Genomic DNA, 24861 nt, shown 5'->3' on the forward strand with positions numbered 1-24861 from the left:
CTCAGGGGTGTGTCAGCTGACCGGCCTGGCCGCCCCGCCGCCGTATCCGCTCCTGTTCACGAGCGGCGGCCCGCTCCTGCCGCCGGGCCGCGCGCCGCTCGCGGCGCAGCGTGCGTGCCGTGCTGCTCGGCTCCGAGACCACGCCGTTGCGCTGGTTCCACACCTGACGTGTCACCAGGACGTCGACCGCGCTCCAGGTGGCCACCACCGTGCTCGCCACGCTGCTGATTACCATCGGGAACGCCAGCCAGGACTCCGCCATCGTGCAGAAGAACGCCACCATGGCCAGCGTCAGCGTGACGGCGATGATGATCACCGCCCGCACCGCCGACGTCCGCACCGGATCCGGCATCCGGTACCGCTTGGCAGGCTCCTCGACCCACAACGGCCGGTACTGCGGCTGCTGTTGCCGCAACGTCGGGCGCGCCGCCGTACCGTCCTCGGGCGCCATGCGCCGCTGAGCCGTCCCCATCAACGTGTCACTCCCCACCGCCGGCAAGCCCTCGCACCGGTGTCCGACGACCCCGGCTCCCCTTGGCTGCCCGGCTTGCGCTGTTTTACGCCGCCCGGATGGGAGACGCGGCTCCTGTGGCCGAATCCGCACCCATCACCCGTCTACAAGGACGAACGAACTCGCCCGATGATTCCCAACCGGGGAAAAATTCCGGCCAACTGATCCTTCGTGCCGTTCCCGCCCCACTCGCGTGAAGTCGGCGCGATCGCGGTGGCAATCTCCCGCAATGCCCGGACAACTCATCCTGTCTGTCCGCCATGTCACGGCACCGAGGCGGAAGTTCACCGTCCGGACAGTTCTTCGAGTTATCCCTGTGACGGTAGTAGGCTCGCGCCGTTTGTTGACGTACATGTGTACCCCCGGCCGGCGGGGGTCGAGCTGGGGGAGGCCATGCGCTTTCGCGGGAAGTCGATCCGCCGGAAGATCGTGGCGCTGCTTCTCGTGCCGCTGGTGTCCCTGACGGCCGTCTGGGGCTTCGCGGCCGTGCTCACGGGACGCGAAGTCACCCACATGTTCCAGGTGTCGTCGATCGTCGAGGACATCGGCTACCCCACCGAGGACGCGGTCCGCGCTCTCCAGCAGGAACGCCGGCAGACCCTGGTCTATCTCGCCGACCCGCGGGCGTCCGACGCGCTCACCGCCCTGAACCGCACGCGTGCCGCCACCGACGAGACCGTGGCCCAACTCCGCAAGAACGCCCGGGAACAGCACGTACGCGACGGCCTGAACGCCGACGACAGCGAACGCCTCACCGCCGAACTCGACGGCCTCGACGGCATCGACCCCCTGCGGCGCAGCGTCGAGCAGGGCACCGTGGACCGTGCCCAGGCCCTCGCCCTCTACAACGCCGTCGTCGACCCCTGCTACACGCTGCTCGGCTCCCTCGACGGGACCGACGACGTCGGGATCGACAAGCAGGCCCGCGCCCTCGTCAACATCACCCGCGCCCGGGAGCTCGTCTCCCGCGAGGACGCCCTGCTCGGCTCCGCCCTGGTCGTCGGAAAGGTCTCCCGCGAGGAGACCCGCGAGATCTCCGACCTCATAGCCCAGCGCACCCTCCTCTACGACATCAGCCTCCCGCTGGTGCCGGCCGGCGAACGCGACCGCTTCGACCGCTTCTGGAAGAGCGCCACCACCGCTCCGCTGCTGGCCGCCGAGAGGTCCGTCGTCGCCGCCGGATCCGGCATGCCGAACGACGTCAGCGCGAAGAGCTGGGACACCACCGCGGGCAATGTGCTCGACGAACTGCGCATCCTCGACGACCAGGTCGGCGACCGCTTCAAGGACCGCATCCGGCCCGTCGCCGTCAACGAGTTCGTCCAGGCGTCCGTCGTCGGTGTCCTCGGTCTGGCCGCCGTGCTGTTCTCGCTGGTCGTGTCGGTCCGGGTCGGCCGCAGTCTCATCCGCGACCTGCGGCTGCTGCGCCAGGAGGCGCACGAGGCGTCCGGGGTCCGGCTGCCGAGCGTGATGCGCAGGCTGTCCACGGGCGAACAGGTCGACGTGGAGACAGAGGTCCCGCGCCTGGAGTTCGACAAGAACGAGATCGGCGAAGTCGGCCAGGCCCTCAACACCCTGCAGCGCGCCGCCGTGGAGGCCGCCGTCAAGCAGGCCGAGCTGCGCTCCGGAGTCTCCGAGGTCTTCGTCAACCTCGCCCGCCGCAGCCAGGTCCTGCTGCACAAGCAGCTCACCCTGCTCGACACCATGGAACGCAGGACCGAGGACACCGACGAGCTCGCCGACCTCTTCCGCCTCGACCACCTCACCACCCGGATGCGCCGGCACGCCGAGGGCCTGGTCATCCTCTCCGGCGCCGCCCCCTCGCGGCAGTGGCGCCGGCCCATCCAGCTCATGGACGTGGTGCGTGCCGCCGTGGCCGAGGTCGAGGACTACGAGCGCATCGAGGTCCGCCGGCTGCCCCGCGTCGCCGTCACCGGCCCCGCCGTCGCCGACCTCACCCACCTCGTGGCCGAACTCCTGGAGAACGCCACGGTGTTCTCGCCGCCGCACACCGCCGTGCAGGTCCTCGGCGAACGCGTCGCGAACGGCTTCACCCTGGAGATCCACGACCGGGGTCTCGGCATGGCGGCCGAGGCACTCCTGGACGCCAACCTGCGGCTCGCCGAGACGCCCGAGTTCGAGCTCTCCGACACCGACCGGCTCGGCCTGTTCGTGGTCAGCCGTCTCGCCCAGCGCCAGAACGTCCGCGTCTCGCTCCAGCCGTCCCCCTACGGCGGTACCACGGCCGTCGTCTTCCTCCCCGACGTACTGCTGACCGACGACGTCCCCGACACCAACGGGGTCGGCTTCCGCCTCGACCGCACCCGCCCGGCCAGGGAGGCCGAAGCCGAGCAGGGCCGCGTCACCTCGCCGGGCCAGGTGGCGGCAGAGCGGCCCGGGCTGCCGGCCGCGCTGCTGGACGGCCCGGTCGAGCTGGAGGCACCCGTCGCCCTGGACGCCCTGGACGACTTCCCGGGCGCGCTCACCGACGACGACAGCGAGCGGGGCGGGCTGTTCCGCCCCCGCCGCTCCCTCGCCCGCGCCGACGACACCACGCCCGCCGTGACCGAACTTCATCAGCCGGCCCGCGAGACGGCGGACGGCTTCGGCGACGAGCACCCCGGCGGCCCGGTACCGCTGCCCAGACGGCGGACGCCCAAGCTGGTCAGCTCGCACGGCAAGCCCGTCACCGAGCAGCGCTCCCGCCGCGTCGAACCGGACGGCCGGGAGGACCGGGGCGAGCGGGACCGGGCGGACCAGGGCCGCCCCGAACCGGGCGGACTCGCCCCGCTGCCCTCCCGCCGCCGCACCGACCCGTCCTCGCACCGCGTCATCGGCTCGGCCGACCGCGTCGAGGAACCCACGGCGCCCCAGGCCGGCGGTCCGGACGAACCCTCCGGACCCCCCGCCCTGCCCCGGCGCACCCGCCGCTCCGCGATCACCGCAGGCAGCGGCACCGACGACTCCGTCCCGCCCCTCGGCAGCGCATCCCCGGAAGCCGCGTCCGGCACCCGGCCGCTGCCCAGGCGGGTACGGCAGGCCAACCTGGCCCCACAGCTGCGACAGGAACCCGCAGCACCCGCCGTGCGCGAGCCGAACCCCGTCGAGCGTGACGCCGACGAGGTACGCAGCCGCATGGCCTCGCTCCAGCGCGGCTGGCAGCGCGGCCGTGTGGAGAACGGTGAGGACGACGGTTCCCGGAACAGCACAGCACAAGGAACGACTAAGGGGGACGGTCGATGACCGATCCGAAGGCGACCGGCCACACGGCGACGAACAAGGGCGAGCTGAACTGGCTGCTGGACGACCTCGTGGACCGGGTCGCCAGCATCCGCAAGGCCGTCGTGCTCTCCGGCGACGGCCTGCCCACCGGTGTCTCCAAGGACCTCACCAGAGAGGACAGCGAGCACCTGGCCGCCGTGGCCTCCGGCTTCCACAGCCTCGCCAAGGGCGTGGGCCGCCACTTCGAGGCGGGCAGCGTCCGGCAGACCGTCGTCGAGCTCGACGACGCCTTCCTGTTCGTCACGGCCGCCGGCGACGGCAGCTGCCTCGCCGTCTTCTCCGACGCCGACTCCGACGTCGGCCAGGTCGCGTACGAGATGACGCTGCTGGTCAAGCGGGTCGGCGTACATCTGGGGTCCGTTCCGCGCACCGATCTGCCCTCGGGCGGGTAGTGGGATGACATGAGCGGAGACGGTCAGGGAAGAAGTCACTGGTTCGACGACGAGGCCGGACCGGTCGTCCGTCCGTACGCCATGACACGGGGGCGCACCACCAGTGCGGCCCAGCACCGGCTCGATCTGATCGCGGTGGTCGTCACGGAACCGCACGTGGACGACACGGAGGACGACCGGACGCTGTCCCCGGAGCACGTGGACATCGTCGAGCTCTGCCGCGACGTCCCGCAGTCGGTCGCCGAGCTGGCCTCGGAACTCGACCTGCCCGTCGGAGTGGTCCGGGTCCTCATCGGCGACCTCGTCGACGGGGAACTCGTCCACGTCAACCGGCCGGTACCCCCGGCCGAGCTGGTGGACGAGAGTATTCTGCGCGACGTGATCAACGGCCTCCGGGCGCTGTGACCGGCGCGGAAGCGGAGTAGTGACGTGACAGGCTGGCAGTTCTGGGTCGACCGGGGCGGTACGTTCACCGACGTCGTCGCGCGGCGCCCGGACGGCCGCCTGCTCACCCACAAACTGCTCTCCGACAACCCGGCGCGGTACGCCGACGCGGCCGTGGCCGCAGTACGCGAGCTCCTCGGCGGCTCCGGCGACCCGGTCGACGCCGTACGGATGGGCACCACGGTCGCCACCAACGCGCTTCTCGAACGCAAGGGCGAGCGCACCCTCCTCGTCATCACGCGCGGCTTCCGCGACGCCCTGCGCATCGCCTACCAGAACCGCCCCCGCATCTTCGCCCGCCGCATCGAACTGCCGGAGCTGCTGTACGAGCGGGTCGTCGAGGCCGACGAGCGCGTCGCCGCCGACGGCACCGTCCTGCGCGCACCCGACCTGGAAGCCCTGGCGGGCCCGCTCCAGGAGGCGTACGACGACGGGATCCGCGCCGTCGCCGTCGTCTGCATGCACAGCCATCTCTACCCCGCCCACGAGCAGGCGATCGGCGAGCTGGCCGCCCGCACCGGCTTCCCGCAGATCTCGCTGTCCAGCGAGGTCAGCCCGCTGATGAAGCTCGTCCCGCGCGGCGACACCGCCGTCGTCGACGCCTACCTGTCGCCCGTGCTGCGCCGCTACGTCCGCCGTGTCGCCGACGAACTTGAGGGCGTACGGCTGATGTTCATGCAGTCCAACGGCGGGCTCGCCGAGGCCGGGCAGTTCCGCGGCAAGGACGCCATCCTCTCCGGGCCGGCCGGTGGCATCGTCGGCATGGCCCGGATGTCGCAGCTCGCCGGCTTCGACCGGGTCATCGGCTTCGACATGGGCGGCACCTCCACCGACGTCTCCCACTTCGCGGGCGGGTACGAGCGGGTCTTCACCACGCAGATCGCGGGCGTCCGGCTGCGCGCCCCCATGCTGGACATCCACACCGTCGCCGCGGGCGGCGGCTCGGTGCTGCACTTCGACGGCTCCCGCTACCGCGTCGGGCCCGATTCGGCCGGCGCCGACCCCGGCCCGGCCTGCTACCGGGGCGGCGGCCCGCTGGCCGTCACCGACGCCAACGTCATGCTCGGCCGCATCCAGCCGGCCCACTTCCCCCAGGTGTTCGGGCCGGACGGGGACCAGCCGCTGGACGCCGGCCTCGTCCGGGACCGCTTCACCGGGCTCGCCCGGGAGATCAGCGAGCGGACCGGCGACGACCGCACCCCCGAACAGGTCGCCGAGGGCTACCTGAGCATCGCCGTGGCCAACATCGCCAACGCCGTGAAGCGGATCTCCGTCCAGCAGGGCCACGACGTCACCCGCTACGCCCTCACCACCTTCGGCGGGGCCGGCGGGCAGCACGCGTGCATGGTCGCCGACTCGCTCGGCATCCGCACCGTCCTGGTGCCGCCCATGGCGGGGGTCCTGTCCGCACTCGGCATCGGGCTCGCCGACACCACCGCCATGCGCGAACAGTCCGTCGAGGCCCCCTTGGAACCCGCCGCCATGCCCGGCATCCGGAAGACCGCGGACGACCTGGAGGCCGCGGCCCGCGCCGAGCTCCTCGCCGAGGACGTCCCGGAGGACCGCGTCGAGGTCACCCGCCGCGCCCAGCTCCGCTACGACGGCACCGACACCACCCTCACCGTCGAACTCACCGAGCCCGACGCGATGAAACACGCCTTCGAAGAACGTCATCGCGCCACGTACTCCTTCACGCTCGACCGCCCGGTCGTCGTCGAAGCCCTCTCCGTGGAAGCCACCGGCATCACCGAACCCCCCGATCTCTCCGCCCTCGCCCCGTACGAGGGCAGCCCCGCCGCACCGGAGACCGTCCGCCTCCACACCGGCGGCACCTGGCGCGACGTACCCCTCCACCGCCGCGAGGACCTGCCCCCCGGCGAATCCGTCACCGGCCCGGCGATCATCACCGAGGCCAGTGCCACGACCGTCGTCGACGACGGCTGGCGGGCCGCGGCGACCGACGACGGGCATCTGGTCATGGAACGCGCGACGGTCACGCAGAGTTCCGATCTCGACACAGAAGCCGACCCGGTCCTGCTTGAGGTCTTCAACAACCTCTTCATGTCGATCGCCGAACAGATGGGCGCCCGACTGGAGTCGACGGCCCAGTCCGTCAACATCAAGGAACGCCTCGACTTCTCCTGCGCCCTGTTCGACCCCGACGGGAACCTGGTGGCCAACGCCCCGCACATCCCCGTCCACCTGGGCTCCATGGGCACCAGCGTCAAAGAGGTCATCCACCGCCGCGGCACCTCGATGCGGCCCGGCGACACCTACGCCGTCAACGACCCCTACCACGGCGGCACCCACCTGCCGGACGTCACCGTGATCACGCCGGTCTTCGCCACGGAGGGTGACCGGATCCTCTTCTACGTCGCCTCCCGCGGGCACCACGCCGAGATCGGCGGCATCGCCCCCGGCTCGATGCCCGCGAACAGCCGCACCATCGACGAAGAGGGCGTCCTCTTCGACAACTGGCTGCTCGCCGAGAACGGCCGGTTCCGCGAGGCCGAGACGCACCGGCTGCTCGCCGGGGCCCGCTACCCCTCCCGCAACATCCGCACCAACCTCGCCGACCTGCGCGCCCAGATCGCCGCCAACCGCAAGGGCGTCGACGAAGTCGGCCGGATGATCGAGGAGTTCGGCCTCGACGTCGTCCAGGCCTATATGCGGCACGTCCAGGACAACGCCGAGGAAGCGGTCCGCCGGGTCGTCGACGCCCTCGACGACGGCGCGTACGCCTACGAGACCGACTCCGGCGCCGTCATCCGGGTACGCGTGCGCGTGGACCGCGGCAACCGGCGCGCCACCATCGACTTCACCGGCACCTCCGCCCAGCTCGCCACCAACTTCAACGCCCCGTTCGCCGTCGTCAACGCGGCCGTGCTGTACGTCTTCCGCACCCTCGTCGCCGACGACATCCCGCTCAACGACGGCTGCCTGCGCCCCCTCGACATCGTTGTACCGCCAGGTTCCATGCTCGCCCCCGAGCCGCCGGCCGCCGTCGTCGCGGGCAACGTCGAGACCTCCCAGGCCATCACCGGTGCCCTCTACGCGGCGCTCGGCGTGCAGGCCGAGGGCTCCGGGACCATGAACAACGTGACCTTCGGCAACGAACGCCACCAGTACTACGAGACCGTCGCCTCCGGATCCGGTGCCGGCGACGGTTTCCACGGCGCGAGCGTCGTACAGACCCACATGACCAACTCCCGGCTCACCGACCCGGAAGTCCTGGAGTGGCGGCTGCCCGTCCGCCTCGACGAGTTCGCCGTACGCACGGGCAGCGGCGGCGCGGGCTGCTGGCACGGCGGGGACGGCGCGGTCCGCCGCGTCCGCTTCCTCGAACCCATGACCGTCTCCACCCTCTCCCAGCACCGCCGCGTGCCGCCGTACGGCATGGCCGGGGGCGAACCCGGCGCACTCGGCGCCAACCGGGTGGAGCGGGCCGACGGCACGGTCACCGGACTCGGCGGCAGCGATGCCGCGGACGTCGGCCCCGACGACGTACTCGTCATCGAAACCCCGGGCGGCGGCGGATACGGACGCCCCGCGCCCGGCACCCGGTCCCATCAAGTCCGTCAAGCCCATCAAGTCCATCAAGCAGGAGAAGAAAACGATGATCTTCGGGCGATCTGAGCGCGGCAAGCCCCCGGTCGAGCCCGTCACGCTCAAGATCCTCGTGGCCGGCGGCTTCGGCGTGGGCAAGACGACCCTGGTCGGCGCGGTCAGCGAGATCAGGCCCTTGCGCACCGAGGAACTGCTCACCGAGGCCGGGCGACCGGTCGACGACACCTCCGGCGTCGAGGGCAAGCACACCACCACCGTCGCCATGGACTTCGGCCGCATCACCCTTCGCGAGGACCTGGTGCTGTACCTGTTCGGCACGCCCGGGCAGGAACGGTTCTGGTTCATGTGGGACGAGCTGGCCGAGGGCGCGCTGGGAGCCGTCGTGCTCGCCGACACGCGCCGTCTGGAGGACTGCTTCGCCGCCGTCGACTACTTCGAGCGGCGTTCCATACCCTTCCTCGTCGGCGTCAACTGCTTCGAGGACGCGGCCCGTTACCCGGTGGAGTCGGTCCGCAAGGCCCTCGACCTCGACCCGGACGTACCGGTCGTGCTCTGCGACGCCCGGGACCGCGAGTCGGTCAAGGAGGTGCTCATCGGCGTCGTCCGGCACGCGATGGCGTACGCGGCGGGCCACCGGCAGTCCGTCACCACCTGAACGGCGGCGGCACGGCCCGTACCCCCGCCGACCGGGGTACGGGCCGTGGTCCCGGGGTGGTTACTCGCCGTCCTCCAGCCAGCCGAAGCTCTTCTCCACCGCCTTGCGCCAGTTCGCGTACTCCCGGTCGCGCACCGGCGCCGCCATGGCGGGCGTCCACTCCACGTCCTTCTGCCAGTGCGACTTGAGCTCGTCCAGGTCGTTCCACACGCCGGTGGCCAGGCCGGCCGCGTAGGCGGCGCCCAGGCACGTCGTCTCGGAGACCCGGGGCCGGATCACCGGTACCCCGAGGACATCGGCCTGGTGCTGCATCAGGAGGTTGTTCCCGGTCATGCCGCCGTCCACCTTCAGGGTGGTGATCTGCACCCCGGAGTCCTGGTACATGGCGTCCACGACCTCCCGCGTCTGCCAGCTCGTCGCCTCAAGCACCGCGCGGGCCAGGTGTGCCTTCGTGACGTACCGGGTCAGCCCGGTGACGACCCCGCGCGCGTCCGAGCGCCAGTAGGGCGCGAACAGGCCCGAGAAGGCGGGCACGATGTAGGCGCCGCCGTTGTCGTCGACGCTCGCCGCCAGGCTCTCGATCTCGTCGGCGGTGCGGATGATGCCGAGCTGGTCGCGGAACCACTGGACGAGCGCGCCCGTGATGGCGATCGAACCCTCCAGGCAGTAGACCGGCGCCTCGCCGCCGATCTTGTAGCCCATCGTCGTCAGCAGCCCGTTCTTGGACGGCACCGGCCGGTCGCCGGTGTTGAGCAGCAGGAAACTACCCGTCCCGTAGGTGTTCTTCGCGGTGCCGACCTCGTAGCAGGCCTGGCCGAAGACCGCCGCCTGCTGGTCGCCCAGCGCGGACGCCACCGGCACCCCGGCTAGCTGGCCGACGGCGGTGCCGTACACCTCGGCGGACGACCTGATCTCGGGCAGCACCGCCTCGGGGATGTTCATCGCGGAGAGGATGGCGGGGTCCCACTGGAGGGTCTCCAGGTTCATCAGCATGGTGCGCCCGGCGTTGGTGACGTCGGTGACGTGCCGGCCGCCGTCGGTGCCGCCGGTGAGGTTCCAGATCAGCCAGGAGTCGATGGTGCCGAAGGCGATCTCACCGTGCTCGGCCCGGTCCCGCAGCCCGGGTACGTTGTCCAGCAGCCAGGCCGCCTTGGGCCCGGAGAAGTAGCTGGCCAGGGGCAGACCGGTCTGCTCGCGGAAGCGGTCCTGGCCGTCGCTGCCGCCGAGTTCGTGGCACAGGGCCGCGGTGCGCGTGTCCTGCCAGACGATCGCGTTGTGCACGGGCTTGCCGGTGGCGCGGTCCCACAGGACCGTCGTCTCGCGCTGGTTGGTGATGCCCAGCGCGCTCAGCTGGCCGGGGCGCAGCCCCGCGTTGGCGAGCGCCCCGGCCACCACGGCCTGCACCTTGGACCAGATCTCGGTGGCGTCGTGTTCCACCCAGCCCGGCTTGGGGAAGATCTGGCGGTGCTCTCGCTGGTCGACGGCGACGATCGCGCCGCCGTGGTCGAAGATGATGCATCGGCTCGACGTGGTGCCCTGGTCGATTGCGGCGACGTACTTCTCGGCGGTGTCCGTCATGGCTACCCCTTGGTCGCTGGGTCGGAAGGCTGCGTGGGTGGGAGGGCCGCGTCGGGCCGGGGGCGCGTCGGGCCGGAAGGCCGCGCCGAGTCAGAAGGCCGCGTTGTAGATCAGGCCCGCGAGCGCCCCGCCGATCAGGGGGCCGGCGACCGGGATCCAGGCGTAACCCCAGTCCGAGGTGCCCTTGTTGGGGATCGGCAGGAAGGTGTGCACGATCCGGGGGCCGAGGTCGCGCGTCGGGTTGATCGCGTAGCCGGTGGGGCCGCCGAGCGACAGCCCGATGCCGACGACGAGCAGGGAGACGACCAGCACGGTGGTGCCGGACTCGCCGAGCCCCTTGGTCAGGCCGAACGCGAGGATCGGCAGGACGAGCGCGATCGTCGCGATGATCTCGGTGACGAGGTTGGCGACCGGGTTCCGGATCTCCGGGATGGTGGAGAAGATGCCGAGCGTCGGCGTCGGCTCCTCTCCCGACTCCTCGTCGGGCACGTTGGCCTGGAACTGGGCCAGGTAGACCAGGTAGGTCAGGACGGCGCCCAGCATCGCGCCGACGAGCTGGCCGAGCAGATAGACCCAGACCTTGCCCCACTTCCCGGTGTCGACGGCGATGCCGATGGTGACGGCGGGGTTCAGCTGCCCGCCGGACAGGGGAGCGGCGGTGTAGGCGCCGGCGAGGACGCCGAATCCCCAGCCGAACGCGATCACCACCCACCCCGCGCCCCGGGCCTTGGAGTGTCTGAGGGTGACCGCGGCGCAGACACCCGCACCGAACAGGATCAGGATGGCCGTGCCGATGACTTCGCCGACGAATATGTCTCCGTTGCTCATGGCGGCTCCCAGGGCGCTGGCCGGGGGATCGACCCCGGCGCATTGAGCAGGAACGGTTCCCTTGGCGACGTCAGCCGAAGGCAGGGAAGGTCCCGCGCCCCGCCCGGCGTCAGTGACGAGCGTGCCGTAGCAGCCGAATCGCCCATGGGGGACGGGCCTTGAGACAGGAGCGGCCCATGGCGCAGTGCCTGATTACGCCGAGAATGTACGGCGATGTCGACCGACACCGGAAGTTTTCACCGGCACCAGGGGAGCGTCAAGGTCGCCGACGGCAACGATGACAGGCAACCCGCCGGAAAGCAGCTGTCACGGCTCCACCGCCGCGTACCCGGCCTGGGCCGGATACGCGCCCGAGCCGCGCCGGATCTCGTACCCGGGCAGCCCCGCCCGCCCGAGCACCCAACTCGCCCCGTGCAGCGCCTTGGCGGCCTTCTTGAGCGGCGCCAGACACGCGGCCGCCTGCCGGTGGTCGGCCACCCCGCCCGGACCGCACACGACGGTGGCCAGGGACAGCGTGACGGGACGACCGCCCGCGGACCAGGGTGCGTCGAGCAGGGTGGCGACCGCGTCGAGTCCCGTTTCGTCGGCGAGCACCAGGAAGTCGTCACCGCCGATGTGCCCCACGCGCGCGTGCCCGACGGCGGCCTCCTGCAGCGCCCGCCCCACCGACCGGATCAGCTCGTCGCCCGCGGCGAACCCGGCACCGTCGTTCACCTGCTTGAAGTGGTCGATGTCCAGCCAGCTCAGCGCGAAGACCCGGCCGTCCGCGAGCCACCGGTCCACCTCGCCCGTGATCGCGTCCGAACCGGGCAGCCGGGTCAGCGGGTTGAGCGCGGCCGCCTCCTCGACCCGGGTCTCGGCGAGCGCCCGTACGAGGTCGGCGAGGCGCACGACGCCCACACAGCGCCCGAACCGGTCGACGACCGCCACATCGTCCGAGGTGCGGTCCGGGCCGCCGACGGCCACCACGTCCAGCACCTCCCAGGCGGTCGCGTCGACGCCGACCGTGCGGGGTGCGTCGCCCAGCTTGAAGGCAGGGCGGTCCGCGTACAGGGCGTGCCCGTAGCGGCCGGACATCGACAGCAGGAAGCGGGAGCGGTGCACCGACCGGACGGGGGCGCCCGTCTGGTCCACCAGGAGTACGCCGGAGACGTCCGGTGAGCCGGTCAGCAGCGTCCGTACCTGCAACGCGGACGCGGTGACCGGCAGGAGTGCGGCGGGCCGGACGAACTCCCGCACGGACGGCCCGGAGCGCGGGGTCGGCACGGCGGCGGGGGCGGGCGGCGGAACGTATACCTCCGCGACCGGGATCCGGGCCGGCGGCGCGAACAGCTCGCCCTGGGCCAGCTGCGCCCCGGCCGACAGGGCGGCCGAGTACTGGAGTTCGGTCTCCACGCCCTCGACGGCCACCAGGGCGCCGAGTTCCTCGCACAGGGTCCGCATCGCCCGCACCGCGGCCGGCCGGGCGAGCAGCGAGGCGTCGAGCTTGACCAGGTCGGGGGAGAGGTCGGTGAGCAGCCGCAGCGGCACGTCCCCGTCGCCGATGCCGTCCGCGCAGATCCGGAACCCCTGGCCGCGCAGTGCCGCCACGGCCTCCAGCAGGGCCCGCTGCGGCACGTGCGTGTACGGCGGGACGATGTCCAGGGTGACCTCCCAGGGCATCCGTCCGGCCTCGCGGATGGCCTCGGGCAGCGGGCCGATGCCGCCCAGGTCGGCGAGGGTGGCCGCGAAGACGTTGATGTGCAGCGGCAGCAGGGTCTCCTTGCGGGCCGCCGCGCGGAGGGCCAACACGGCCAGTCTGCCGTCGAGTTCGGGATTCCGGCGGGCTTCGGCGAGGATGTCGCCGGTCTCGGGGCGGGCGAGGATCTCCAGTGCGGCGATCCCGCCGGTCGTCAGATTGACCACCGGCTGGAAGGCGAAACGGAGAGCATCCGTCCAGGTGCGCACGGGAGCATGATGACGCCACCGGCGTACGCCCAGGGGCAGTTCATGAGACGTTCACGCACCCTTTCGGGGTGCTCACACAGGGTAGGGGCCCTCTGCTGTCGCACCCGTCCCGTCAGCGCACGGCTATCACGGACGAGCCGTGCCCGAACAGCCCCTGATTGGCCGTGATCCCCACGCGCGCGTGCGTCACCTGCCGGTCGCCCGCCGCGTTCCGCAACTGCCAGGTCAGCTCGCAGACCTGGGCTATCGCCTGGGCCGGCACCGCCTCCCCGAAGGACGCGAGCCCACCGCTGGCGTTGACCGGTATACGGCCGCCCGGGGCCGTCGCGCCCTCGCGCAGCAGCTTCGCCGCCTCGCCCTCGGCGCACAGCCCCAGATCCTCGTACCACTGCAGCTCCAGCGCGGTGGAGAGGTCGTACACCTCGGCGAGGGACAGCTCCTCGGGGCTGATGCCCGCCTCCTCGTAGGCGGCCCGTGCGATCGACGCCCGGAAGGTCTCCGGCGCCGGCTCCACCGCCGCCGCGGAGTCCGTGGCGATGTCCGGCAGGTCCAGCACCGTGCTGGGGTAGCGCGGGGTCACCGTGGACACCGCGCGGATCCGCACCGGACGCGCCGTCCCGTGCCGGCGCGCGAACTCCAGGCTGGACAGCACCAGCGCGGCCCCGCCGTCGGAGGTGGCGCAGATGTCCAGCAGCCGCAGCGGATCGGCGACCACCTGGGAGGCGGCGACCTCCTCGGCGGTGACCCGCTTGCGGTAGCGGGCGTACGGATTGAGCGCCCCCAGAGCCGCGTTCTTCACCTTGACCAGGGCGAAGTCCTCGGGGGTGTCCCCGAACACCGCCATCCGGCGGCGCGCGTACAGGCCGAAGTACGTCGGATTCGTCGCCCCCAGCAGCCGGAAGCGCAGCCAGTCGGGATCCTCCGGCCGGTCTCCTCCGGCGGGCCGGAAGAAGCCCTTGGGTGCCGCGTCCGCGCCCACCACGAGCACCACGTCCGCGAGGCCGGCGAGGATCTGGGCCCGTGCCGCGGCGACCGCCTGGGCCCCTGACGCGCACGCCGCGTACACGCTCGCGACCCGCGCCCCCTGCCAGCCCAGCGCCTTGGCGAAGGTCGCGCCCGCCACATAGCCCGGATACCCGCCACGCACCGTGTCCGCGCCCACGATCGAGCCGATGTCCCGCCACTCGAGTCCGGCGTCCGCGAGCGCCGCGCGGGCCGCCGCCGTCCCGTACTCGACGAAGCTCCGCCCCCACTTGCCCCAGGGGTGCATGCCCGCGCCGAGCACCGCCACGTCCGCCGTCATGCCGTCACCCCCGTCGGCCGCCAGTGCCAGGTCGTCCAGGTCGTCTCCGTGTCCTCGCCCAGCACTCCGGGGACGGCCTCGACCTCCATGCCCACCGCCAGATCGGCGACGGTGATCCCGGGAACCGCCTGTCCCAGCACCACGATCCGCTCGGACTCCAGCTCCACAGCGACCAACGCGTACGGCTCCCACGGAAGTTCCGGGTCGCTCACATAGGGTGACGGGGGACGGTATCTGCTGTCGGTGTACGACCAGATCCGTCCGCGCCGGGAGAGCGGGATCTCCTCCAGGGCGCCGCCCGCGCATTCGGGGTTGCGGCAGTGGACGTCCTCGCGCGGGAAGAAGACCGAGGCGCAGGCCGCACAACGGGTCCCCAGCAGCCGGAACCCGTCCCCCTCGCCCGTGAACCAGCCGTCGACCGCCGGTGTGCGTGTACGCGACAAAGCCCCTCCAGGACACCAGATCTGACGGAACGTCAGAAGTGTGCCACGGGCCGCCGGAATTGGGCAGGCCGTGTCGGCGAACCCGCCGCCCCGCCCGCACCGGGTTCCGGATCGCCAGATGTCGGTTCACTTCCGGAAGGGGGCGTTCCATCGACCGTAAGACGTCGTTCTCCTGATCGGATAAAGTCCGCGCGTGTCCGAAAATCAGCACCCAATTGCCAACTCCGCTCCGGGCTCGCACTGTTCGAGCTGCGGAGCGGCCTACGGAGAGGGAATCTCCGGCTGGCCCCGCACCTGCCCGGCCTGCGGCCACGTCGTCTACCGCAACCCGCTGCCGGTGGCGATCGCCCTTCAGCCCGTCTACGACACGAAGGGCACCGCCCTGGTCGTCATCACCCGCACCGTGGTCCCCGCGCGCGGGGGCACCGCGCTCCCCGGTGGCTACGTCGACGACCGCGAGGACTGGCGGCACGCCGTCGTCCGGGAGCTCAAGGAGGAGACGGGCATCGACGCGGCCGCCCGCGACGTACGGCTCGTGGACGCCATGAGCTCGCCCGACGGACACCTGCTGCTGTTCGGACTCCTCCCGGAACGCCCGGTCGAAGGCCTCCCGCCGTCGAACGCGACCGACGAGACGGAGGGCTGGCACCTGCTGCGCCGCCCCGAGGAACTCGCCTTCCCGCTGCACAGCGTGGCCGTACGCGCGTGGTTCGAGGGCCGTTACTGAGCCCTCCGGCTCATCCCAGCCCCCTGACCCGGACGGGACGGGACGGCTCGCGCACGCCGTTCTCGTCCTCGCGCCGGACCACCACCCGCCGGCCCTCCCAGCGGGCGACGTAACGCTCGATCTCCGGCTCGCCCCAGCCGTCGCCCGCGTCCGGCACGACCAGCCCGCCGCCCGTCCGCCCCCGGGCGGGCGCCCACACCTCCAGCCCCGTCCCGCCGTCCTCGTCCCGCACGGGCAGGACGGCACCCGCGCGCGCCAGCACCGGGATCCGCGCCGGCGGGGCATCGACGAGCACCTGTCCCGGCCCCTCGTACGCCTGCTCGGTCGCCGTGTCGTACCAGCGCCCACGGGGCAGCTGCACCGCACGCCGGTCGGTGCCCGGATCCAGCACCGGAGCCACCAGCAGAGCGTCGCCCAGCAGGAAGGCGTCCTCGCAGTCGCGCAGCGCCCGGTCCTCCGGCGCACCCCACCACACCGGCCGCACATACGGCGCTCCGGTCCGCCGGGCCAGCTGCGCCAGCGTCATGAAGTACGGCAGCAGACGCCGCCGTTCGAGCAGCGCCACGCGCGCGTGCTCCAGCACCTCGGACCCGAACTCCCACGGCTCCCGGCGCCCCGCCCGCATGCTCGCGTGCGTACGGAACAGCGGCAGGTACGCGCCCAGCTGGAACCAGCGCAGAAACAGCTCCGGCGACGGACTCCCGTCGAAACCGCCCACGTCAGGACCCGAGTACGGCACCCCGCACAGCCCGAGCCCCAGCACCAGCGACAGGGACGCGCGCAGCCCCGGCCAGCCGGTGGCGACGTCACCGGACCACGTGCCCCCGTAGCGCTGCATCCCCGCCCAGCCCGAGCGGGAGAACAGGAACGGCCGCTCCCCGGGCGCGAGTCCGCGCAGGCCCTCGTAGGCCGCCCGCGCCATGCAGAGCGCGTAGACGTTGTGCGCCTCCCGGTGGTCGCCGCCACGGCCCTCCAGGGCGTGCCGCGCCGATCGCGGCAGCGTCGACTCGCCGAAGGCGCTGAAGGACGTCGGCTCGTTCATGTCGTGCCAGAACCCGGCGAAGCCCAGCGCGAGCCGCTCCTCGTACAACCCGCCCCACCACGCGCGCACACGCGCGTCCGTGAAGTCGGGGAAGACCGTCTCCCCGGGCCACACCACGCCCTCCACCGTCCGCCCCGACGGATCACGGACGAAGGCGTCGACCGCCGTCCCGCTGTCGTACACCGTGTTGCCCTGCTCGGCCTTCACCGCCGGGTCGACGATCGACACCAGCCGGATCCCGTCCCGCCGCAACTCCTCCGCCAGCGTCGGCAGCTTCGGGAAGCGCTCGTGGTCGACCGTGAACACCTGGTGATCGTCGTAGTGGTCGATGTCCAGGTGGACGGCGTCGAGCGGCAGCCCGTGCTCCTGGTAGCCGGCGACGATCCGCCGCACCTCCTGCTCGCTGCCGAAACCCCAGCGCGCGTGGTGATGGCCCAGCGCCCACGCCGGCGGCAGCGCGGGCGCGCCGGTGAGCGAGGCCCATGTGTGCAGCACGCGCGCGGGGGTGCCCGCCATCACCCAGCAGCGCAGCGGACCGCCCTCCATCCGCAGCTCGCAGCGCCCGGCCCGGTCGTGCCCGGAACCGGCGCCCTCCTCGCCTTCCAGGAGCGTCACCGTCCCGTCCCAGGAACTGTCGTGGAACACCAGATGCGCCGCCGCGTCCGCCACCACCAACTGGACCGGCATGGTGATGTACAGCGGATCGTCACCGGACCCGAAGGCATGGCCGGGATCGGTGTTCCACAGCCGGTACGTGCCGTCCCGCAGCCGCGGCCCCGAGGCACGTCCGCCCAGACCGAAGAACCGCGCGTCCGCGGCCACCTCCGACCGCTGCACCCAGCGCGCCGCGCCCCCGCCCACCGGCTCCCACCACCGCGGCGGCAGATCCCGCCGCAGCATCACGCCGCCGGGCGTGCACACCTCCACCGCGCCGTGCCGCGAGACGCTGACCGTCACCCGCTCCGCCACGACCCGCCAGCCGCCGTTGGTGTCCGGTTCGAGGACCGCCCGCGGGTCCGGTTCGGGACAGCGCCCCGCGAGCGCGTACGACGGTTCGGGGCCGGCCCCGTCCCAGCCCCAGAAGACGGCCCCGTTCACGGCGACCGTGATGCGCAGCTCGGACCGGCTGAACCGGATCACACCGCCGCCCGGCCCCGGCTCCGCGTCCTGCACCGGCCCCGGCACCCGGGCCCGCTCCGCGCCCCGCGGGGGCAGCCCGGCGGCATCGATCCGCTTCCTGCGCCACGCCGCGCGTACGGTACGCAACCCCTGAGCCGCCTTCCTCGAACCGACCACTCTTACCGAACGCACCAGGTCACGACCGTCCATGCTGCTCACCCTGCCACTCAGCGCTCCACACGCGCGTGCCGTTCAACTGCCGTTCACCCGTGTCGGGACCACATCTTCACGACACGGACTATGTGGAGCGCACCCTGGTGTAGAAGTCGATCACATGGCATCGTCCCTGTCAGCCGCGTCACGCGCACACCCCAGCCCGTGCGCGTCCCACGCACACAAAGCGCAGAAGCCCGGGAGCCGCCCCATGTCGACCGCGAACCCCCAGCCGCTCTGGCAGCCCGATCCGCAGCGGATCGCCCAGGCACGCATCACCAGGTTCCAGTCCTGGGCTGCGGAACACCATGGAGCCCCCGCCGACGGCGGGTACCCGGCCCTGCACCGCTGGTCCGTCGACCACCTGGACACCTTCTGGAAAGCCGTCACGGACTACTTCGACGTGCGGTTCTCGACGCCCTACGCGCGCGTGCTCGGCGACCGCACCATGCCCGGCGCCGAGTGGTTCCCCGGCGCGAGGCTGAACTACGCCGAGCACGCCCTGCGCGCCGCCGCCACCCGCGCGGAGGAACCCGCCCTCCTGTATGTCGACGAGACCCACGAACCCCGCCCGGTCACCTGGGCGGAGCTGCGCCGCCAGGTGGGCTCCCTGGCCGCCGGACTCCGCGCCCTCGGCGTCCGCCCCGGAGACCGCGTCAGCGGCTACCTCCCGAACATCCCGCAGGCCGTGGCCGCCCTCCTCGCCACCGCCGCCGTGGGCGCCGTCTGGACCTCCTGCGCCCCCGACTTCGGCGCCCGCAGCGTCCTGGACCGCTTCCAGCAGGTCGAACCCGTCGTCCTGGTCACCGTCGACGGCTACCGCTACGGCGGCAAGGAGCACGACCGGCGCGAGATCGTCGCCGAACTCCGGCGCGAACTGCCCACCCTGCGCGCCGTCGTCCACATCCCGCTGCTCGGCACCCCGGCCCCCGAAGGCGCCCTGGACTGGTCGGCCCTGACCTCCGCCGACACCGAACCAGAATTCGAACAGGTCCCCTTCGACCACCCCTTGTGGGTGCTCTACTCCTCCGGCACCACCGGCCTGCCCAAGGCCATCGTCCAGTCCCAGGGCGGCATCCTGGTCGAACACCTCAAACAGCTCGGCCTGCACTGCGACCTGGGCCCCGAGGACCGTTTCTTCTGGTACACCTCGACCGGTTGGATGATGTGGAACTTCCTCGTCTCCGGCCTCCTCACGGGCACCACGATCGTCCTGTACGACGGCAGCCCCGGGTATCCCGACACCGGCGCCCAGTGGGGCATCGCCGAACGCACCGGAGCCACTCTCTTCGGCACCTCCGCCGCATATGTGATGGCCTGCCGCAAGGCCGGCGTGCACCCCTCCCGCGACCACGACCTCTCCCGGGTGAAGTGCGTCGCCACCACCGGCTCCCCGCTGCCCCCCGACGGCTTCCGCTGGCTGCACGACGAGTTCGCAGCGAGCGGGGCCGACCTCTGGATCGCCTCCGTCAGCGGCGGCACCGACGTGTGCTCCTGCTTCGCGGGCGCCGTGCCCACCCTCCCCGTCTACACCGGCGAACTGCAGGCACCCGGCCTCGGCACCGACCTCCAGGCCTGGGACCCGGCCGGCAATCCCGTCATCGACGAAGTGGGCGAACTGGTCGTCACCAACCCCATGCCCTCCATGCCGATCCGCTTCTGGAACGACCCCGACGGCAGCCGCTACCACGACAGCTACTTCGACACCTACCCCGGCGTGTGGCGCCACGGCGACTGGATCACCGTCACCTCACGCGGCTCGGTGGTCATCCACGGCCGTTCCGACTCCACGCTCAACCGCCAGGGCGTACGGATGGGCTCGGCGGACATCTACGAGGTCGTCGAGCGCCTCCCCGAGATCAAGGAGTCCCTCGTCATCGGCGTCGAGCAGCCCGACGGCGGCTACTGGATGCCCCTCTTCGTCCACCTGGCATCGGGCGCGGTCCTCGACGACGCCCTGCTGAACCGCATCAAGCAGGCCATCCGCGAACAGCTCTCGCCCCGCCACGTCCCCGACGAGGTCATCGAGGTCCCCGGCGTCCCGCACACCCTCACCGGAAAGCGCATCGAGGTCCCGGTCAAGCGCCTTCTCCAGGGCACGCCCGTGGAGAAGGCCGTCAACCCCGGCTCCATCGACAACCTCGACCTGCTGAGCTACTTCGAGGACCTGGCCCGCAAGCGCTCCTGACGTCCCCGCGGGGGCGTTCACCCGCCGTAGGTGGCCTCGGACTCGCCCAGTCCGCCCAGCGCAGCATCGGCCCACTCGCCGTCACCGCCGCCAGTCGCCACCGGACCGCTGGGCTGGAGCGCATTCGGCACCCTCATCGCCCTGACCTGCGCAATCCAGCACCGCCTGGTTCGCGACCGGCTTCCGCACCCCCCGTTGTCAGTGGCGCCGGTTACTGTGAGTGAGCATTGATCGACCGCTCACAGGGGGAACCATGGCGCGCACCGACCACCGGACCATGCGACGCGTCCTGCGCCGCGAAATCGCCGGCACCATCGGCCTGCTGACCGACGAACACGACTTCCGCGCCATGCGGCGCTACCGCACCTTCACCTTCGACGACCACCTCACCTACCTCCGCCAGATGGAAGCCCTCCTCAGGACCCGCGCCGCCGAGGGCATCCACACCACCCTCGCCCTGTTCGACCCCGAGGAATACGCCGAGTTCTGCACGGCCACCGGACTCGACCCCGACAACCCGGCCAGCCGCACCCGCTTCACCGCCGAACTCGCGGCCACCGGCGCCACCGTCCCCTACGACGGCCGCCCGCTCACCGACCTCGTCCCCGCCCTCGTCGACGAGGCGGTACGACAGGCCACCTGGGAGTACGCCAGTACCCTCCTCGCCCGCCTCGGCCCCTGCCCCACCTGCGGAGAGGACGTCGGACGGGCCGCCCTCACCCGCGCCTCCCACTTCCTGACCCGCATCCTCGACACCGCCCCAGCAGGCAACCGGCACCTGGTGTGCAGCGTCTCCGGACCACCCGAAACCCTCGTCACCGTCCTCCACGCCGACCAGAACACCGAGGGCGCCACCCACCTCGACGAGGCCGAAGCCCTCGAATTCACCAGCGTCCTCGCCCTCGGCCTCGCCACCAACAGCCCCGGTGGACTCGTCATGCGCACCACCGCCCCCGGCACCCCCGACCGCGTCTACGGCTGGCGCCTGCGCGGCAACAACCTCGCGCCCCTCACCGCCGGCGAGGTCTTCGACGCGTACTGCACCGACGTCGAATCCGGAGAACTCATCTCACCGGAGTCGGACGTCGACTACTGCGCGCCGCCCGACCTCGGCGACCAGGAGACGACACCGGGCCACCGCCACTGAAACCACCAGGGGCGCCCCACCCACAGGTGGAGCGCCCCGGAGAACACAGCCGATCACGGCCCCTGCCGACTACTCGCCGGACAGCACCGCCTGAGCCGCCACACGGGCCTCGTCCGCACTGTCCGCGGCACGCGCGGCCAACGCGGCCCGCTCGCACTGGGCCAGCGTGTACTTGGCCAGCATCGCCCGGACATAAGGAATCGACGCCGCGCCCATGGAGAGAGAGGTGACACCAAGACCCGTCAGCACACAGGCCAGCAGCGGATCCGACGCGGCCTCACCGCACACACCACAGCTCTTGCCCTCGGCGTTCGCCGCCTCCGCCGACAGCGCAACCAGGTCGAGCAGCGCGGGCTGCCACGGATCCTGCAGCCGGGACACCGCACCCACCTGACGGTCCGCGGCAAACGTGTACTGCGCCAGGTCGTTCGTCCCCAGCGACAGGAACTCGACCTCCTGGAGGACCGAGCGCGCCCGCAGCGCCGCCGACGGAATCTCCACCATCGCGCCGAACTTGGCCCGCAGCCCCGCCTCCCGGCAGGCGTCCGCGAACGCCTTCGCATCGGCACGGTCCGCCACCATCGGCGCCATCACCTCAAGGTGGACGGGCAGCCCCTCGGCCGCCTTCGCCAACGCCGTCAGCTGGGTGCGCAGCACCTCGGGGTGGTCGAGCAGCGTCCGCAGACCACGCACGCCCAGCGCCGGGTTCGGCTCGTCCGACGGAGTCAGGAAGTCCAGCGGCTTGTCCGCGCCCGCGTCCAGCACCCGCACGACGACCCGGCCCTCCGGGAACGCCTCCAGCACCTGACGGTAGGCCTCGACCTGCTTCTCCTCGGAAGGAGCACTCTTGCTGTCGTCCAGGAACAGGAACTCGGTTCGGAACAGACCGACGCCCTCGGCACCGGCCTCCAGGGCGGCCGGCACATCCGCCGGTCCGCCCACGTTGGCCAGCAGCGGCATCTTGTGCCCGTCCGCGGTCGCACCCGGGCCGGTCGAGGCGGACAGCGCCGCCTTCCGCTCGGCGGCCGCCGCCTCCAGCGCCGCCTTCTTCTCCGCACTCGGGTTCACGAAGATGTCTCCGGTGCTGCCGTCGACGGCGATCACCGTGCCCTCGGCGAGCTCCCCGGCACCCGGCAGCGCAACCACGGCCGGCACACCGAGCGCCCGCGCCAGGATCGCGCTGTGGCTCGTCGGCCCGCCCTCCTCGGTCACGAAACCGAGCACCAGGGTCGGGTCGAGAAGCGCTGTGTCGGCCGGCGCCAGATCCCGGGCCACCAGCACGTACGGCTCGTCGCTGTCCGGGACACCCGGCATCGGAACGCCCAGCAGCCGGGCGACGATACGATTCCGCACATCGTCCAGGTCGGCCACCCGGCCGGCGAGGTACTCGCCGGCTGCGGCCAGCAACTCGCGGTACGCGGCGAACGCGTCGTACACGGCACGCTCGGCGGTACTGCCGACGGCGATCCTGCGGTCCACGTCGGACATCAGCTCGGGGTCCTGCGCCATCATGGCCTGCGCCTCAAGGACCGCCTGGGCCTCGCCGCCTGCCAGATTGCCGCGCGCCATCAGGTCGGCGGCCACAGCGTCCACGGCCTGTCGGGCCCGCCCCTGCTCCCGCTCCGCCTCTTCTGCGGGGATCTGCTTGGCAGGCGGCTCGAGCACCGCCGTCCCCATGTGCCGAACCTCGCCGATCGCCACACCGTGGCTCACGCCGACGCCTCGCAGCGTTGTCTCCATCTCACCCGTCTCCGATAGTGCGGCGGGTCCCGCCGCCGCGGTGGTTGTCGTGGTCGCCGCCTGCTCCGTCATACGACGGCAGGGCGGCGGGGTCGTCGGTCCGGGACGAATCAGTTCCAGGCGAAGAGGGTGTCGCCGGCTTTCACGTCACCGTCGTCGCGGACGCCGGAGAGAGAGTCGGCCGTGGCCTCCAGGGCCACAACGGGGCAGACCGGAGACTTGCCGGCGGCCTCGACCGCGGCCGGGTTCCAGCGGACCACGGCCTGGCCGCGGGTCACGGTGTCGCCCTTGTTGACGAGGAGTTCGAAGCCCTGTCCGTTGAGCTGCACGGTGTCGATACCGAGGTGGGTGAGTACGCCGTGGCCGCTGTCGTCGACGACGACGAACGCGTGCGGGTGCAGAGAGACGACGACTCCGTCCACGGGCGCCACGACCTCGGAAGGCTCACGCGCGGGGTCGATGGCGGTACCCGGGCCGACCATGGCCCCGGCGAAGACCGGATCCGGCACTGCGGCCAGTCCGACGGCGCGTCCTGCGAGAGGGGACGTCACGGTGGTCATGGGAAGCCTCCCAGAAGTGGAGCTGCTTACGGGCCGTCACTGCTTGTCCCGGACGGCACTGAGCAGCAGCGTATGTCATGTGAAGTGGCGGTTCCGCATGGAAGCTACCAGCTAGTGGTCTAGACCACCAGCCTATTCGATTTGCACGGCCTTCGGGGCTCCGTGTACAGTCGTACTCCTGCTTGAGACCAGGCAGCGCGATAAAGCGCGGCCACTCGGCAGCACCCAAACTTGTCAGATCCTAATCTCGGGATCATCTTCCGCATGTCTACGGGAGGGTGGTCAGAGGGCCGGAAAAACACTGATAGAGTTTGGAACACCGAAGGGAAGCCCGGAGGAAAGCCCGAGAGGGTGAGTACAAAGGAAGCGACCGTTCCTTGAGAACTCAACAGCGTGCCAAAAGTCAACGCCAGATATGTTGATACCCCGTCCGTCGGAACATTCCGATGGTCGAGGTTCCTTTGAAGAAAACACAGCGAGGATGGTGGTTACGGTCGTCGTGATGACAGCCGTGGTTCTCGTCCGGGGTTCCAGCGTGACGATCGTGGTGGTGACCGGGGCGGCTACGGGCGCCGCGACGACCGCGACCGCGGCCCCCGTCGCGATGACCGTGGGGATCGTCCGGCTTTCCGTCGTGACGATCGCCGTGATGACCGTCGTGATGACCGTGGTGACCGTCCTGTTTTCCGGCGTGACGACCGCGATGACCGTGGTGGCTTCCGTCGGGACGACCGGCGTGATGACAACCGCGGTGGCGGCGGCGGTGGCGGTGGTTACGGTCGTCGTGATGACAGCCGTGGTTCTCGTCCGGGGTTCCAGCGTGACGATCGTGGTGGTGACCGGGGCGGCTACGGGCGCCGCGACGACCGCGACCGCGGCCCCCGTCGCGATGACCGTGGGGATCGTCCGGCTTTCCGTCGTGACGATCGCCGTGATGACCGTCGTGATGACCGTGGTGACCGTCCTGTTTTCCGGCGTGACGACCGCGATGACCGTGGTGGCTTCCGTCGGGACGACCGGCGTGATGACAACCGCGGTGGCGGCGGCGGTGGCGGTGGTTACGGTCGTCGTGATGACAGCCGTGGTTCTCGTCCGGGGTTCCAGCGTGACGATCGTGGTGGTGACCGGGGCGGCTACGGGCGCCGCGACGACCGCGACCGCGGCCCCCGTCGCGA

General features: G+C 71.6%; 17 protein-coding genes and 1 pseudogene. 8 read left to right on the forward strand and 10 right to left on the reverse strand.

Annotation, left to right across the window (positions count from 1 at the left end; all coding sequences use genetic code 11):
• Position 1 precedes the first annotated feature (1 nt).
• Positions 2–472: a hypothetical protein gene (locus SSP29_RS26705; RefSeq protein WP_089103332.1), complete on the reverse strand. Its 471-nt coding sequence runs from the start codon at positions 470–472 to the stop codon at positions 2–4.
• Between the two features lie 432 nt (positions 473–904).
• Here SSP29_RS26705 and SSP29_RS26710 point away from each other — a divergent pair, with 432 nt between their 5' ends.
• From SSP29_RS26710 to SSP29_RS26730, 5 genes are read left to right on the forward strand one after another with little or no spacing between them, the layout of a single operon-like run.
• Positions 905–3754, forward strand: coding sequence for a sensor histidine kinase (locus tag SSP29_RS26710; RefSeq protein WP_089103383.1), 2850 nt, complete (start codon positions 905–907; stop codon positions 3752–3754).
• A complete protein-coding gene (locus tag SSP29_RS26715; protein WP_089103333.1) occupies positions 3751–4185 on the forward strand; it encodes a roadblock/LC7 domain-containing protein in 435 nt (144 codons plus the stop codon). Before SSP29_RS26710 ends, SSP29_RS26715 begins: the two co-directional genes overlap by 4 nt.
• 9 nt (positions 4186–4194) lie before the next feature.
• On the forward strand, positions 4195–4590 hold the full coding sequence (locus SSP29_RS26720; protein WP_089103334.1) for a DUF742 domain-containing protein: 396 nt from the start codon (positions 4195–4197) through the stop codon (positions 4588–4590).
• Between the two features lie 24 nt (positions 4591–4614).
• Positions 4615–8265, forward strand: coding sequence for a hydantoinase B/oxoprolinase family protein (locus SSP29_RS26725; protein WP_150134960.1), 3651 nt, complete (start codon positions 4615–4617; stop codon positions 8263–8265).
• A complete protein-coding gene (locus SSP29_RS26730; protein WP_089103335.1) occupies positions 8246–8851 on the forward strand; it encodes a GTP-binding protein in 606 nt (201 codons plus the stop codon). The genes SSP29_RS26725 and SSP29_RS26730 overlap by 20 nt, the downstream gene beginning before the upstream one ends.
• 60 nt (positions 8852–8911) lie before the next feature.
• Here the strand turns inward: SSP29_RS26730 and glpK are convergent, their stop codons facing one another.
• From glpK to SSP29_RS26755, 5 genes are all read right to left on the reverse strand, one after another.
• Complete coding sequence (gene glpK, locus SSP29_RS26735) at positions 8912–10429, reverse strand: glycerol kinase GlpK (protein ID WP_089103336.1); 1518 nt, start codon at positions 10427–10429, stop codon at positions 8912–8914.
• Between the two features lie 90 nt (positions 10430–10519).
• Positions 10520–11257 (reverse strand): MIP/aquaporin family protein, encoded by a 738-nt coding sequence (locus SSP29_RS26740; protein WP_089103337.1) that lies wholly within the window; start codon positions 11255–11257, stop codon positions 10520–10522.
• A 306-nt stretch (positions 11258–11563) separates the two neighbouring features.
• Positions 11564–13204, reverse strand: a complete 1641-nt coding sequence (locus SSP29_RS26745) for a GGDEF domain-containing protein (RefSeq protein ID WP_089103338.1) — start codon at positions 13202–13204, stop codon at positions 11564–11566.
• 112 nt (positions 13205–13316) lie between these two features.
• Positions 13317–14507: a lipid-transfer protein gene (locus SSP29_RS26750; protein WP_089103339.1), complete on the reverse strand. Its 1191-nt coding sequence runs from the start codon at positions 14505–14507 to the stop codon at positions 13317–13319.
• A complete protein-coding gene (locus SSP29_RS26755) occupies positions 14504–14950 on the reverse strand; it encodes a Zn-ribbon domain-containing OB-fold protein (RefSeq protein ID WP_089103340.1) in 447 nt (148 codons plus the stop codon). Before SSP29_RS26755 ends, SSP29_RS26750 begins: the two co-directional genes overlap by 4 nt.
• A 193-nt stretch (positions 14951–15143) precedes the next feature.
• On the opposite strand from SSP29_RS26755, the gene SSP29_RS26760 reads away from it, so the two are divergent.
• Entirely contained in the window at positions 15144–15677 is a 534-nt protein-coding gene (locus tag SSP29_RS26760; protein WP_089103341.1) for an NUDIX domain-containing protein, read from the forward strand.
• A gap of 10 nt (positions 15678–15687) precedes the next feature.
• Here the strand turns inward: SSP29_RS26760 and SSP29_RS26765 are convergent, their stop codons facing one another.
• Positions 15688–18048 (reverse strand): glycoside hydrolase family 31 protein, encoded by a 2361-nt coding sequence (locus SSP29_RS26765; protein WP_089103342.1) that lies wholly within the window; start codon positions 18046–18048, stop codon positions 15688–15690.
• A 214-nt stretch (positions 18049–18262) separates the two neighbouring features.
• Between SSP29_RS26765 and SSP29_RS26770 the strand changes: the two genes are divergently transcribed.
• A complete protein-coding gene (locus SSP29_RS26770) occupies positions 18263–20239 on the forward strand; it encodes an acetoacetate--CoA ligase (protein ID WP_089103343.1) in 1977 nt (658 codons plus the stop codon).
• Positions 20240–20492: 253 nt separating this feature from the next.
• The gene (locus SSP29_RS26780; RefSeq protein ID WP_089103344.1) at positions 20493–21386 is read left to right on the forward strand and encodes a DUF8829 domain-containing protein; all 894 of its coding nucleotides are present in this window, start codon (positions 20493–20495) and stop codon (positions 21384–21386) included.
• A 69-nt stretch (positions 21387–21455) separates the two neighbouring features.
• On the opposite strand, the gene ptsP is transcribed toward SSP29_RS26780, so the two are convergent.
• From ptsP to SSP29_RS61280, 3 genes and pseudogenes are all read right to left on the reverse strand, one after another.
• Positions 21456–23126 carry a phosphoenolpyruvate--protein phosphotransferase gene (ptsP, locus tag SSP29_RS26785; protein WP_089103345.1) on the reverse strand — a complete coding sequence of 557 codons (1671 nt, stop codon included), beginning with the start codon at positions 23124–23126 and terminating at the stop codon, positions 21456–21458.
• A gap of 110 nt (positions 23127–23236) precedes the next feature.
• Entirely contained in the window at positions 23237–23686 is a 450-nt protein-coding gene (locus tag SSP29_RS26790; RefSeq protein WP_089103346.1) for a PTS sugar transporter subunit IIA, read from the reverse strand.
• A gap of 282 nt (positions 23687–23968) precedes the next feature.
• Positions 23969–24861, reverse strand: a pseudogene (locus tag SSP29_RS61280) (hypothetical protein); the annotation flags it as partial.

Source organism: Streptomyces hyaluromycini (assembly GCF_002217755.1).
GTDB classification, from domain to species: domain Bacteria; phylum Actinomycetota; class Actinomycetes; order Streptomycetales; family Streptomycetaceae; genus Streptomyces; species Streptomyces hyaluromycini.

Excerpts from the sequence above, each read along its gene's own strand:
- SSP29_RS26740 (WP_089103337.1), bottom strand. The coding sequence starts at position 11,257 with ATGAGCAACGGAGACATATTCGTCGGCGAAGTCATCGGCACGGCCATC.
- SSP29_RS26710 (WP_089103383.1), top strand. The coding sequence starts at position 905 with ATGCGCTTTCGCGGGAAGTCGATCCGCCGGAAGATCGTGGCGCTGCTT.
- SSP29_RS26720 (WP_089103334.1), top strand. The coding sequence starts at position 4,195 with ATGAGCGGAGACGGTCAGGGAAGAAGTCACTGGTTCGACGACGAGGCC.
- SSP29_RS26715 (WP_089103333.1), top strand. The coding sequence starts at position 3,751 with ATGACCGATCCGAAGGCGACCGGCCACACGGCGACGAACAAGGGCGAG.
- SSP29_RS26780 (WP_089103344.1), top strand. The coding sequence starts at position 20,493 with ATGGCGCGCACCGACCACCGGACCATGCGACGCGTCCTGCGCCGCGAA.
- SSP29_RS26765 (WP_089103342.1), bottom strand. The coding sequence starts at position 18,048 with ATGGACGGTCGTGACCTGGTGCGTTCGGTAAGAGTGGTCGGTTCGAGG.
- ptsP (WP_089103345.1), bottom strand. The coding sequence starts at position 23,126 with ATGGAGACAACGCTGCGAGGCGTCGGCGTGAGCCACGGTGTGGCGATC.
- SSP29_RS26705 (WP_089103332.1), bottom strand. The coding sequence starts at position 472 with ATGGGGACGGCTCAGCGGCGCATGGCGCCCGAGGACGGTACGGCGGCG.
- glpK (WP_089103336.1), bottom strand. The coding sequence starts at position 10,429 with ATGACGGACACCGCCGAGAAGTACGTCGCCGCAATCGACCAGGGCACC.
- SSP29_RS26770 (WP_089103343.1), top strand. The coding sequence starts at position 18,263 with ATGTCGACCGCGAACCCCCAGCCGCTCTGGCAGCCCGATCCGCAGCGG.
- SSP29_RS26730 (WP_089103335.1), top strand. The coding sequence starts at position 8,246 with ATGATCTTCGGGCGATCTGAGCGCGGCAAGCCCCCGGTCGAGCCCGTC.
- SSP29_RS26750 (WP_089103339.1), bottom strand. The coding sequence starts at position 14,507 with ATGACGGCGGACGTGGCGGTGCTCGGCGCGGGCATGCACCCCTGGGGC.
- SSP29_RS26790 (WP_089103346.1), bottom strand. The coding sequence starts at position 23,686 with ATGACCACCGTGACGTCCCCTCTCGCAGGACGCGCCGTCGGACTGGCC.